10 protein-coding genes and 2 pseudogenes (1 of these 12 cut by a window edge) are annotated in these 12,098 nt (G+C 69.2%); 9 read left to right on the forward strand and 3 right to left on the reverse strand.

Annotation, left to right across the window (positions count from 1 at the left end):
• Positions 1–1,451: 1,451 nt before the first annotated feature.
• A complete protein-coding gene (locus tag FrCorBMG51_RS28725) occupies positions 1,452–1,775 on the reverse strand; it encodes a hypothetical protein (RefSeq protein WP_157180626.1) in 324 nt (107 codons plus the stop codon).
• Between FrCorBMG51_RS28725 and FrCorBMG51_RS32115 the strand changes: the two are divergent.
• The 6 genes and pseudogenes from FrCorBMG51_RS32115 to FrCorBMG51_RS22495 form a co-directional block, all read left to right on the forward strand.
• Positions 1,740–1,841: pseudogene (locus tag FrCorBMG51_RS32115) on the forward strand (YbaB/EbfC family nucleoid-associated protein); the annotation flags it as partial. The gene FrCorBMG51_RS28725 and the pseudogene FrCorBMG51_RS32115 sit on opposite strands and share 36 nt — an antisense overlap.
• 3 nt (positions 1,842–1,844) lie before the next feature.
• Positions 1,845–2,024 (forward strand): hypothetical protein, encoded by a 180-nt coding sequence (locus FrCorBMG51_RS32120; RefSeq protein ID WP_235433828.1) that lies wholly within the window; start codon positions 1,845–1,847, stop codon positions 2,022–2,024.
• Positions 2,014–2,421 carry a hypothetical protein gene (locus FrCorBMG51_RS22480; RefSeq protein ID WP_047225007.1) on the forward strand — a complete coding sequence of 136 codons (408 nt, stop codon included), beginning with the start codon at positions 2,014–2,016 and terminating at the stop codon, positions 2,419–2,421. Before FrCorBMG51_RS32120 ends, FrCorBMG51_RS22480 begins: the two co-directional genes overlap by 11 nt.
• 92 nt (positions 2,422–2,513) lie before the next feature.
• Positions 2,514–7,313: pseudogene (locus tag FrCorBMG51_RS35175) on the forward strand (WXG100-like domain-containing protein); the annotation flags it as partial.
• 56 nt (positions 7,314–7,369) lie between these two features.
• On the forward strand, positions 7,370–8,731 hold the full coding sequence (locus FrCorBMG51_RS25805; protein WP_052914952.1) for a DUF6883 domain-containing protein: 1,362 nt from the start codon (positions 7,370–7,372) through the stop codon (positions 8,729–8,731).
• Between the two features lies 1 nt (position 8,732).
• On the forward strand, positions 8,733–8,939 hold the full coding sequence (locus tag FrCorBMG51_RS22495) for a DUF4926 domain-containing protein (protein ID WP_047225008.1): 207 nt from the start codon (positions 8,733–8,735) through the stop codon (positions 8,937–8,939).
• Positions 8,940–9,229: 290 nt separating this feature from the next.
• Here FrCorBMG51_RS22495 and FrCorBMG51_RS22500 read toward each other — a convergent pair whose 3' ends face one another.
• Positions 9,230–9,715: a hypothetical protein gene (locus tag FrCorBMG51_RS22500; protein ID WP_047225009.1), complete on the reverse strand. Its 486-nt coding sequence runs from the start codon at positions 9,713–9,715 to the stop codon at positions 9,230–9,232.
• 141 nt (positions 9,716–9,856) lie between these two features.
• On the opposite strand from FrCorBMG51_RS22500, the gene FrCorBMG51_RS22505 reads away from it, so the two are divergent.
• Positions 9,857–10,420 carry a hypothetical protein gene (locus FrCorBMG51_RS22505; RefSeq protein ID WP_162233277.1) on the forward strand — a complete coding sequence of 188 codons (564 nt, stop codon included), beginning with the start codon at positions 9,857–9,859 and terminating at the stop codon, positions 10,418–10,420.
• Here FrCorBMG51_RS22505 and FrCorBMG51_RS22510 read toward each other — a convergent pair whose 3' ends face one another.
• A complete protein-coding gene (locus tag FrCorBMG51_RS22510; protein ID WP_139342459.1) occupies positions 10,421–10,867 on the reverse strand; it encodes a hypothetical protein in 447 nt (148 codons plus the stop codon).
• Between the two features lie 140 nt (positions 10,868–11,007).
• Between FrCorBMG51_RS22510 and FrCorBMG51_RS22515 the strand changes: the two genes are divergently transcribed.
• Together FrCorBMG51_RS22515 and FrCorBMG51_RS22520 are read left to right on the forward strand one after the other, a co-directional pair.
• Positions 11,008–11,835, forward strand: coding sequence for an SMI1/KNR4 family protein (locus FrCorBMG51_RS22515; protein WP_235433822.1), 828 nt, complete (start codon positions 11,008–11,010; stop codon positions 11,833–11,835).
• 43 nt (positions 11,836–11,878) lie between these two features.
• Positions 11,879–12,098, forward strand: partial view of a RibD family protein gene (locus FrCorBMG51_RS22520; protein WP_047225012.1) — the start only. The gene runs 479 nt beyond the window's last position; 220 of the gene's 699 nt are visible here — the first part of the coding sequence; its start codon is at positions 11,879–11,881; the stop codon falls past the right edge of the window.

Consider the following 12,098-nt stretch of genomic DNA (forward strand, 5'->3'; position numbering starts at 1 on the left):
CGGGGCCGTGCCCGCCGGTGTACCGCTGAACGGTTCCTCGAGGGGGCCCTTGACGCCCGGCCCCTGCGGTTCCCGCCTCGAGGCACCTGGCGGCTGCTTCTCCCGCGGCCCCCGGCCCCCTGTTGGCGGCGGCGCGGCTGCCGGGGAACGCAGCGCACCCGGCGTCGCCCCGGCGGTCGGTGTCCCGGAGCCCCTGGCCTGGATCAGGCCGCTGTTCAGGCCGCTGGCGTTGATCTTGGTGCCGGTGCTCAGCCTGCTGAGGGCGGACGGTGACCGCAGGGCCGCGTTCGCCGCGTTCGGCGCTGCCTTCGCCACCGCGGGCGCGGCAGCGGCGGCGGGCAGCCCGGGTGGCGGCGTCACGGCGGGCGCCCCCGNGCGCCCCCGCCGGCCGTGACGCCCGGTTGGCCGCCGGCGGGGGCGCGACCAGAGCTGCCGGCAGCGCCACCGGACTGAACACCGGGTTGGCTGCCGGCGGAGGTGCGACATCCGGTTGCGAGTTGAGCTGGCCGGTCGGCACGGGAACCTGCCCCGGGGCTACCGGCGGGGTCACGTCGGCCGGCTGGAACGGTGGGGCGCCCGGCGTCGGGAGCGGCGGGTTGGACAGCGCGTTCGGTGGGGTGATGGTGGGTGCGGCACCCGGCCCGCCCGCCGGCCCGCCGAGCGAGGACGGGCCGGCGCCGATCGTGGGGAACGGCGGGTGGCCCACCGTGTTCAACACGGCGTTCATCGGCCTGAACAGCGCCCCGTGCCCGCCGCCCAGCGTCGAGAACGTCTCGCCGTACTGGTTGCCGACGTTGAAGGCGAGCTCCTGGGCCAGCTTGTTGAACTCCTGCTGCTTCTTCCGGACGGCTTCCTGCTCCGATTTCTGGACGCCCGCCTCGCCGTCGTAAAATCCCAGCGACGCCCCGGTCAGGAAGCCCTGCCCGAATCTCGTCCAACCATCCGCGTTCGAGGCGTCCTCGATCTCGGACTGGTACCGGTTCCAGAGGTTCTCCATGTCCGCGCGCGACCGCTGGGCGATGTCCACCAGCGCGCGCAGACCGTTGACGTTGTCCAGTGCGGCGTCCATCCAGTCCTGGAGGTACGCGAGTGCCTCGCCCGGGCCCTTCTCCATGAAGGCGTCCCGGGCCCGCGCGGACCGCCAGGCCTGCTCGTAGAGGATGTTGCTCTGGTCGAGCAGCTGCTGCCTGATGCTGGACAGCAGGTTGTACGCGTTCTGCCACTGGTCGGCCAGCGCCGAGATGTCCTCCGGGTGCTGGTTCATGATTCGGCGGCGGATGACCTCGATCGGCTCCCCGTCGCTGCCGTCGCCGCTCGCCGCCGGGGTGAACTCGACGGTGCCGTAGTCGGGCTCCTCATACCACATCCCGCTGCCGTTCGGCCCGCCGCCGCGGTAGACGGGGAGGTTCCTCCAGCCACCCTCCGCCATGCCAGGTCCTCCGCGTCCCGTCCTACCCGAGTGCCCAGGGCGCGATCGGGTAGTTGTGGGTCTTGATGTCGTCCATGGCGTCCCGGGCCGGACTGTCCAGCGAACCGGACGTCTCGCCCTCGGTCTCCTCGCCGATCTCGACCACCCGCTTGTTGTTGCCGCTCGTCGTGGTGATGGTCTGCGTACCGTCGCTGTTGGTCTCGGTCGTCGTCGTGCCGGTCACCTTGTCGTCGGGGCCACGGGTCTGCGTGCTCCGCTTCGTGACCTCGCTGCCGCTGTACGTGGTCTCCTCGGTCCGTGAACCGGTCCTGTGGTTGTCGCCGTCGTAGGACGTTGTCGTGGGCACCTGATCGAGCTTGAGATCGACCCGCGTGTCTACCGCAGGCCTGACTCGAAGGCGCTGGCTGCCACCATCGTGGCGACCGTACGGTCCGCGACGGAGGACGCGAAACGGCAGACCAAGGAGATCGTCGACGGGAGTCTGCCCAGTGACATGCGCCTGAGCAGCATCGGTGGCATGGACATCGACGAGCTGGCGTACGGCCACGACGGCGACCTGCCAAGGAAGAGGACGGACGAAGAACGTGGGCGGTGACGACCCCCTCGACATCACGAGCAGCATCCCGGACATCCTCGACGCCGCCGACAGTCTGCGGAGCCAGGGTGAGAACCTGACGAACTCGGTGAACAGCGCGCTCGCCGCGATCGACAACCTGGACGTCCCGGCGATGTTCCCGCCGGACCGCTTCACTGACGAGTTCCTGCGGACCTACCACAAGCAGGTCGATGCGGGTGAGGACGGGGCCATGCCGGCCAACGCGGCGGTGAAACACCAGGCCGGGCAGCTCGGTGCGGGGCTGACAGCCGTCGCCGACTTCGTCACGAACGCGATGCTGAACTACCAGCGTGCCGACGAGCAGGGCGCCGCGGAGATCAAAGAGGCGAGCGGTAACGGCACGGCCAGCGCTCGGCGGATCACGACCGGCACCTGACGGGTACAGCGAGCCGGTCCGGGTCACCTGTCGGCGGGTCACAGCGGGAAGGACGACGGTTGTCCGGCAGTTCGAGCTGGATCCTCGAGTTCATGACGTGGCTCGCGGACGAGGTCGAGCNGGTCGAGCCGTATCTGCCCGGCACCGGTACGTTGGTCGGCAACATCCTCTACGGGGAGGTTCCCGAGGCCGACGAGGACAAGCTCTACGAGCTGGCGAAGGCGTACGGTGCGGCGGCCGAGTTGCTGGCCAACTCCCACCAGGAGCTGGGGAAAGCCGCCGACGGCATCCTCGAGAACTGGCGCGGCGGCGCCGCCNGCGCCGCCGCGGAGAAGTTCCCCGAGCGCTGGTACCAGTATCTGGAGAGCCTGAGAAGCACCGCCGAGAGCATGGGCGCCCTGCAGGAGGGCGTCAACGGCTTCGCCCTCCAGGTCGAACTCATGAAGTTCATGGTGGGGATCAACCTGATGATCCTCGCCATCAGCCTCGTCATGATCATAATTGCTCTGATCCCTTCGTTCGGCGCCTCGGCGGGTGGTGTTCCGGCAGCCGTCGGCGCCGCCCAGGCCGGTATCCAGGCGGCCCGCGCCGCCATCATGAGGGCCATCAGCAGCATCTCCATCCGCGCGATGCTCGATGCGCTGCCCACGCTCCTCGTCCGGGCGTTGCCCTCGGTGGTCGACAAAGGCACGCTCACCCTCGCCCGGGAAACGGCCCCGATCACGGCCCGCTCGGCGCTGCCGGACGCCCTGCGTACGGCGTTCCCCGCGCTGGGGCGGGAGGCGCTCAACCTCCTCCGTGACCTGCCGGCCAACCTGCTGCGGGGGATCCTGCCCAGGAACGTCATCGCCCGCGGCGTCGCCGACCGGATGGCCGCCGAGGCGCTGCGGGACATGGTCGGGCAGAACCTGCTCCGCTCACTCGAGCGGGAGGTCGGCGCCAAGGCGCTCACCCAACAGGGGCGGGCGCTCATCCAGCAGCAACTGGCCCGCGAGCTCGAAGAACAGCTGGCCAGGAACTTCGGCGCCAGGGTCGCGGCGCGCTCAGCCGAGTCGCACGTGGCTCGCCTGGCCGCGGGAGAGCTGGCCCAACAGGTCACGAGGGCCACCCTCGGCCGCGAGGCCGCGGACATGGCCGCGAACGTCTCGTTCCGCGACGAGCTCGCCCGGTATCTCGGCACCCGGATGGCCATGGGCGCCGGCATCATGGGCGGCGGGAACCTCCTCGGTCAGTTCTTCCAGGTCGCCGACGGTCACCGGGCTCCCGGCGCGGTCGACTTCGGAGAGGCGGGCCTGTCCGCGGTATCGGGTGCGGCGTTCGGCGCGGGCATGTGGGGCAGCCCGCTGGGTCACGTCCTCGGCGGCGGGGTCGCCGGCGGGACCCTGGCGCTGGGCACGCAGACCTACGACCACTTCGTCAAGGGAGAGGCGTTCAGCTGGAGTGACGTGGCGTCGGGCGCAGGTCACGGCGCTGCCGCGGGAGCGCTCTTCGGCACGTTGAACCATGTCCAGACGTCCGTGCGGCCGCTGCCGTTGAAGATCGGGCAGGAGGTCGTGGCCGTCCCCGGCGAGCATGGCCGCATCGGCATGCTGGCGCACGACGCGGGGGCACACACCGCGGTCGGCATCGACGTCGCAGGCCGGGACACGTTCGGCGCGCGGTTCGGCGGGGAGGGCTTCAGACCGACGGAGATCGTCCGGATGGACGTCGAGGGCAACGTCATCGAGCGTCTGCCCGGTGACGTCTCCACCCCGAGGCCGGACGCCACGCCGGGAGAGCCGGGGTTCACCGACCCGTTCGCCGGTCCCCATGAGCCGCGGCAGCCGGCCACCGAGTTGCCGTCGCTCGACGCGCCCGTCCGGCCATCGATCGACGCGCCTGTCCGCGAGTTTCCGCCCGGCACGAACCCGGACGGCCGACCGTCGCCGTCCGGCGCCGGTTCGCACGGCGCCGGTTCGCACGGCGCAGGTTCGCGCAACGGCGGTTCGCGCGACGACGCCCTGCGCGGTGGCGGCCCGCATGGTGCCGGGGACGGTACGCCGCCCCACGGCCGGCCTCCGGTCGGTACGCGCCCCGCGTACCCTGATACACCCCCCCGTCACGACGGGCCCGCCGGCTTCGACCACGCCCCGCCGGTACGCCACGACAACAGCCCTCCTTCTGCGCACTCCGAGGTCGTCTCACCGGCGCACACCGAGCACGGCCCGCCGAGTGGAGCGTCCGAGCGGCCGGGGGAGCGGCCTTCGGTTCCGGCGGAGCAGACCGCTGCGCCGGAGCGCTTGATCCGCTCGGATCGCCCGCCGGCCGGGCCACCCGACCGGCCCGCGGCCGCGGCCCACGACGGGCCCGCCGGCTCTCGCTCTCCGCGCCCGCACTCCACGTCCGGCCATGTCGAGACGTCCCGCCACGTCGAGCCCGCGCACTCCGACCATGCGCCGCTGGCGGACGCGATGACCGGCGCGTCGATCAGGCCACGCGACGAGGTGGCGGCCTGGGAGTGGGCGGACAGCGCCTACGACCGGTTCCGGGCGGGTGACGCCGACGTCGCGGACATCGCCGGCAACCTGGCGGCGGTGGAGCGCCCGGGCGGCAGGATCGGCTTCACGCCCGAGGAGATCGCTCAGATCAAGCGCCATCTCATGGTCGACGAGCATCTCGTCAGCGACTATGAGGGTGGTTTCATACGCCAGCGGTTCGACGCGGACCCCGACATAGCCGAGGCGTGGATTCGGTTGCGTGAGGGCCGTCATCTCAGTGGAGATCTCGGTCTTCTCGAGCATGAGCTCGCCGAGTCCGACTATCTGCGGGGGTATCCCGACGCGACGTACCCGCAGGTGCATGGATACGCCAACAGTGTTTACAACTGGCAGGATGTACGGCCGGGCCGTACTGGTGAGAATCTTGACACCTTGTGGGGACGGGGGATTGCCGATGGCGATTCTGGTGGGTTTCGAGAAGGTCCGGGAAGACAGACAGGAGGTCGAGTACATCTTCGGGTACCCGAAGATGGACCGCCGTCTGATCATCGACAAGGAGTCGGCACAGGGGAGCCCGCAGGACGGGAACCGGGACGGGGATTTCGCGGCGGTGTTCGTCAAGATCTTGCGGGCCCATCGCAGTGGGGCGGTCTGGCCGGCGAAGGGCTCGTACGCGGCGTAGAGGCTCTGCCGCGGGGCGAGGGGCGCATCCCGGACGGGGTGGTTCCGGTATCGCCTCCGGATACGGCGCTCCCATCCGGGGGCGGCCCTGCCGTACCGTCTCAGCTGCCGCGGGAGCCGGGCGGGTTGGTGTCGCTGGAGGAGCCTGTCGGCGCGGATGTGCCGGTTGTGGGCGTGGACCAGGTCGGTTTCCGTGATGTGGTGCCGGCGCAGCCGGCCGAGCCACGGGCACTGACTCCCGAGTGGGTGCGGGACATCCTCGCCGCGCCGGAGACGCCTGAGCGGGTTGTGCGGTGGGTGCGGGAGCACCTCACCGGGCCGGGCGAGGGTGGCACGGTGGTGCCGAAGTCGGTGGCGGAGATCGACGAGACCGTCGCCCGTCTCCAGGCCGAGGCGGCCCAGGCTGTCAGGACGCCTGTCGAGGCCCGGCCGGGCGGGACGGCCGGTGTCCAGCCGCACGCGTCAGGAGCCCATGTCACGGCTGTCGGCGACCCACCGCCGAGCACACCGACCGAAGCGGCTCGGGCGCTGACGGACCAGCCCACCGTCCAGCTGCACATACTCGGCTTCGATGCGGGGCCGGGCGGACCGGGACACGCGAGTCTGCTGGAGCGCCTGTCGAGGGGGCTCAGCGAGATCGGTGATCAGGTTGTGCTGCGTCAGCCGGACGTGCCCTCCAGAGAGCTGGGGCCCGGGCTCCGCGTCGTCGGTGTCGGACCGATCCCCGGCATCACCGGGCGGCTCAGCCCGCTGCTGCGCCTCGACGGGCTGCCGGCCGACACGGACGTCATCATCGGGTACCGCCAGACAGCAGGCATCGCGGACGTGCGCCGGGACGCATACCCGGACGCGCAGGTTGTCCAGATACTCGACGCCGTACCCACCGATCCGGCGCATAGCGAGGTGATCGCCCGAGCGGACCTCGTCGTAGCGGCTGGTCCCGATGTGGCCGGCCCGGTCAGATCGATGCTCGACGGGCTCGGTCTCAAGCGCACGCCGCCGGTGCACGAGATGCCGTCCACGGCGGGCCAGGACGGAGTGGGCGGAGCGCAGGGCCTGCATGACGCGATCCTCACCCTCGGCGACAGAGCCGCACGGGTGGCCGCCCGGGTGGACGATGCGACATGGCAGCGGGAGCTGTCGCCGCGTGAGGTGGTGCTGCGCCGGGGTGGGGTGGACCCGTCGGCGGGGTACACCGAGACACCCACGGACGGCAGGCTGCGGGTGCTGACGACGTCCACGGAGTGGTGGTCCAACCGGGGTGGCGTGCCGACCGCCAACCGCGAGCTGACCGAGGCGTTCGGTGCTGCCGGTGCTGAGGTGCATGCTCGCGTATCCACCGTGGATTTCCGTGATCATAGCCGGCTGGAGGCGGACCCGGCGCCGGGCGTCCACGTGACCGGCGTCAGGCACGTGTGGGGTGTGCTCGACGCGAAAGGCGAGCCGGACGGACGGGCGATGTTCATGCTGCCCGACAACCTTCCGCCGCACGTGGACGTCGTGGTCGGCCATTCTCGTTTCAGCGGGGGCGCCGCGAAGTGGCTCGTCGAGCATGTTTACCCCGGCGCCAGCTACGTCCACGTGCTTCATACCTCGCCCGAGGTCCTGGACGCGTTGCGCAGCAACCCGGCGGAGGGGCTTCAGCATGCGCGGACCGAGCGTGCGCTGATGGCTGGCGCGGATCTCATCGCGGGGGTCGGGCCGTTGCTGGGCGGGGAGGCTGCCCGGCTCAGCTCGGAGGCGACACGACACCGGACAGTCCGCCGCCGGTACACGAGATCATTTCCGACATGCCGGCGGTGCCGGGCGACCCGCCGCCCCGCCCGGCCGACCGCACAGGCTTCGAGATCGCGATACAGGGCAGGGCCGGCGATCCGATCAAGGGCGTGGACTTCGCCGCCGGACTCGTTGCCGAGCTGCGCCGGCAGGGCATGGATATCCGGCTGACGGTTCGCGGGGCGCCCGACCGCGCGGCCGCTGCCGCACAGTCCAGGCTGCTGTCCGAGATCGCCGGTACCGAGGTCGTGGTCAAGCCCTTCACGACGAACAAGGCAGAGCTCATCGGCGATCTGCACCACGCGGATCTGGTCATGATGCCGTCGATCCACGAGGGGTTCGGCCTGGTGGCCAGTGAGGCCGCCCGGGCCGGGGTGCCTGTCGTGGTGGGCGAGGGCACCGGCGCCGGCCTGTTCTTCGGCGACACCAGGTACGTTCCGCGCGAGCTCGGCGGAGCGGCGACCGTCCGGGACGGCATCACGGTCCAGGCGCTGCGTGACGCGCTCCACGCCGCTACTGGACCGGACGGCGACCTGGATCCCGCCGCCGTGCGGGCCGCTGTGGCGGAGATCGGCCAGCGGCGCCTGCCGGCGTGGGTCGAACACGTCAGGGACGTACTGGCAGATCTCGACGTCCAACGGCAGCGGGCGCTCGATCTGCGTAACTTCCTGGATGAGCACTACCCACCGGGCAACGCCGCACGCAGCCTCCTTGACGCTTTGCCGGGCCGGGGAAGGACAGGTTCAACCGCGCAGACACCAGCCGTACATGGCGGCGGACCCGTAGGGGGCGGCGGACCTGGTGGTCTGGCACCGCCGGGAGAGCCGACGCCACCCGTTCCCCGGCCCGGTGACATCACATCAATCCTGCGCCTGGAGGTTCCAGCAGAGCCAACCAGCGCGACGGGAGGGGCGACGGGAGGGACAAAGGCCAAGAGCGAGCCGCCGGACCTCGTCTTTCCCGGACAGCGGGAAAGGGGTCGTCTCCCGCCCGCCGCCGACCAGCCGTCCCCGGCACCCACGGACGATTCTGGCGTACCGCCGAACTTCGATATCGCCGTGCTCGATGATCGTAAGATCGAAGGATATGCGATGAATCCCGATCATCCGGTCGGAAGGAACAAGTATCGCGTCATCCGCTCGGCCACTGGTTTGGATGTCGGTGATGTGGCCGAGATCCGGCGGCAGGTTCTCGATGGTGTCCGGCATGGAGAGCCCATTCTCGGCAAGCGCGACGAGTATGGCCGGCGGTGGAGTGTTGATATATTACTGACGGGCCCGAGCGGCACGATCGTCGTGCGGTCCGGATGGATCGTTGAAACAGGGTCGGACGTGCCGCGGCTGACAACCATTTTGTTCCTGCCGAGGAAGGGCTGACGTGGAACTCCTGGAGATCGTGGCCACCCTGGTGGATCTGCCGGAATACGGCATCAAGGCCGGTGACACAGGCACTGTCGTCCACATCTTCGATCGGCCGCGCCGTGCATATGAGGTGGAGTTCGTCGATGAAGACGGTGCTACCGTGGCTGCCGTCACGCTTCGCTCCGACCAGGTGCGACGAGTCGAGCGGCAGCTTCCCGGATAGTTCGATCCTTGCTGGGGTTCCCGCTGTTCACGGCTGATGTAGATCTTGTCGAAAAATCTCGCCTGAGAAGCTGTTCCAGTCTGGATGCGCCCGGCGGTACCAGGTGTCCATCGATGCGGCGAGCGTGAGAATGCCCGCCGGCCGGCGAGGAGGCGCAGCGGTTCCAGCGGTTGTTCGACAGGCTTTCCAACCGGTAGGCGAATGGTGATTTTCTCGACCGACTCGCCGGGCGCTAGGCGGGCCGACCTGGTTGTGGGGAATCGGAAATGCTGGTCACCTGTGAGGCTGATTCAGTCGGCGTTGGTGACTTGTTCGCCGGCCTCGTAGCCGATGTGCTGTTCTGTCAGCCATGTGGTGAACCTGTCGGCGATCGTGGTTCCTTCGTCGTTTTCCTCCGTGCCGATGACCGTGCGTACGGCCTCGATGAGGAGGCGGTCTTCGTCCAGTGGCCGGATCGGGTGGCCTTGCCATTCCTCGGCGGCGGTGGGGATTCCGGTGTCGGCCAGCCAGGTGCGCAGCGCCGCGGTATCGGTGAACAGATCCCGGAGGGCCGCCCGTAGCACCCGTGGTACGTGTTCGGTTCTGACGGTCCACGTCCGGCGGTACTCGGTGCCACCCTCCCCTATGATCATTTCTATGACGCGGCCCGAGGTGTGGCAGCGTAGCGTCAGGTCGCCGCCAGGAGGTCGTTCGAGAGTGACTTCCTCTGCTGACCAGCCGTCCTCGTCCATGGGCCGGGTGAACACGGTAACGGTTCGCACGTCGTCGTCGGGCATGCGACCAGTATCGTGCACCTCCCGGGCGGGCGGTTCCTCCGCGTCCGCATGTTTTCGTCGAGAAGAGTTCCTGGCGGGCGTCGTGTAGGTGGAGGTGTCCGTTGGCCGACGGTTTCCACCGTGGTGTGCTGACCGGATTGGTTGATGATGGTGGGTGTTGGTAAGATCTGCCGGTTCCTGCAGAGTAACAGTGATCGGCGGCAGATCTTCGCGGTTGTCACCGGGGACGGGCCGGCGGTTGCCTTCGGCCCGTTGGCCTTGGACCAGATCTACGCGGATCTCTATACCGAGCCGTATTCAACTCGGTGGCATCCGCGGGGGGACGAGGCGCTGGCTGTCGACCTGGCCGCCCGCGCGGGCGACTTTCATGACCTGGATGACTTCTACCGCTTCTATGGGTACTCCGCAGAGCTGATCGACTGGGTCGAAGCGACCCCGCTGAACATTCCGACGGAGGGCATGAGCGGGCATATGGGTGGTGGGCGGGACGAGTCGGAGGCCGTCGAGCGATTCGGCCTTGATCGGGAGCGGCTGGTTGATGCCGCGTTCCGGGAGGGGATTGTCCCGGGTGCTTTTGATCCCGCCGGTGATCCGCTGTATCTTTTCGCGTTCGACGCCAACTGGGCGGTTGTCGACCCGTCCGGCCACGTCCGGATCAACCCGAAGGCGTATCGCTTCAAAGCATGGCTGTCGCTGGAGAACTGATCAAATTGGGGAGCGTCTCGGAACGGGGTGGGTCGTGGCGGTCAGCGTCGCCTGGCACGTCGGGAAGCTCGAGGCCCGCTGATCGACAATTTCGTCGTCGACCGTGAGGACGCACTCCGCCGAGGGAAGTTGGACGGCCAGTCCGGTGAGTGTCGCCGGCTCGGGAACGGCGGTACCGGAGATCGCCACCAGCATGACATCGGGATACCGCACGGTGATCTGTCGGAACCAGGTCGGTGCAATGCTCTCATCGTGTTGCTGCTTCCCGGTGGCGTCGGTGTAGTTCAGATAGATCTTGAAGCCGGGCCCGCCCCGCAGGTATATCTGGTAGAAGATGACATGATCCATTTTTTCTTCGCGGTGGGGAGCTGGCCCACCCCTGTCGCCAAAGGTGCCGCAGCCGGCCATGAACACCAGCACTGCGGCGACTGCCGGCAGCCGTCGCATCAAACCTCCTCCTCATAAGGATAGCCGGTTACCGCACCAGCGCGTTACAAAGGGTGTAGCCGGCCGAAGGCCGGGCGGGGACAGTTGGCGTCGGGACGGTTTCAGCGTTCCGGACAGGCGCGAGGGAAGAAAGGAGAGCGATGGTTGTACCGCACGGAACCGCTTCGCCCGCGCGGGAGCACCGCGTGATTCCCGGCGGCCGGTACGCGTTCCAGATCGTCCATCCCGCTTCGTCGGTGCTGCGCGTCCGGTACCGCGACGGAATCCCGGTAGGGCCGCACGGCTTCCCCGACTGGATCCCGTACGCGCGTGCCGTCGTCCGGCTGCCACCGTGCTCGCCCGATCTCGGCGTGGACGAGGCACGCGTGGTCGACGTGCTCACCGCCAACAACACCATGGCCGCCAGCGGAGATCCGCTCTGGGCTGGTCTGCCCGCGGGTGCCACCCCGGCCGGGTGGACCTGGGCGCACCTGCCGGTGCTGCTGTCCGGGCCGCGCCGGATCGCCCTCGTCCCCGTCGAGTTGCATGGTGCGTACCGGCATCTGGGTGGGGTGAGTACCGGCCGGGCCGATCGCGCCCGCCGCGGCCTGCCGGTGGAGGGCGGGGCACCGCCACGGATCCGGTTCACGCAGCGGCTGTCCGACGAGGTGATGGAGAAAGTGGAGGAGCGTCTGGGGTACGCCCTGCCCGCCGGCTACCGGTCGTTCCTGCGTCGGACGAACGGCGGATGCCCGGCCGCGCCAGCCGTGCACCCCGGTTTCGGCTTCGTCGCCGACCAGCCGTTCTTCGGTGTGGCCCGCCAGGACCGGCTCCAGGACCTGGTGTACGCGAACGCCTGGTTCGGTGACCGGCTCACCCCTGACTTTCTCGCGATGACGACTTCCATGGTCCGTATCGTCCTTGGTCTGTATTACCCTTTTTGCCTGCCACGAGGAGGAGTCAAGGCTATCCGGGCCCGGCGTGTGTAAGTTCAGTAACTTGGCGGGCCAAGACGAGCCTGGAGTATTGCGCGTGACCCAACGGCCGTACGTCCTGCTGTCGGTGGCCATGTCCGTGGACGGCTACATCGACGATGCCACCGACCGGCGGCTGCTGCTGTCCAACGACGCCGACTTCGACCGGGTCGACGAGGTCCGGGCCGGTGTCGACGCCATCCTGGTGGGCGCCAACACCATCCGCCGCGACAACCCCCGGCTGCTGGTCCGCTCGGCGGCCCGCCGCGAGAAGCGGG

This window comes from Protofrankia coriariae, from assembly GCF_001017755.1.
In the GTDB taxonomy this organism is placed as follows: Bacteria; Actinomycetota; Actinomycetes; order Frankiales; family Frankiaceae; genus Protofrankia; species Protofrankia coriariae.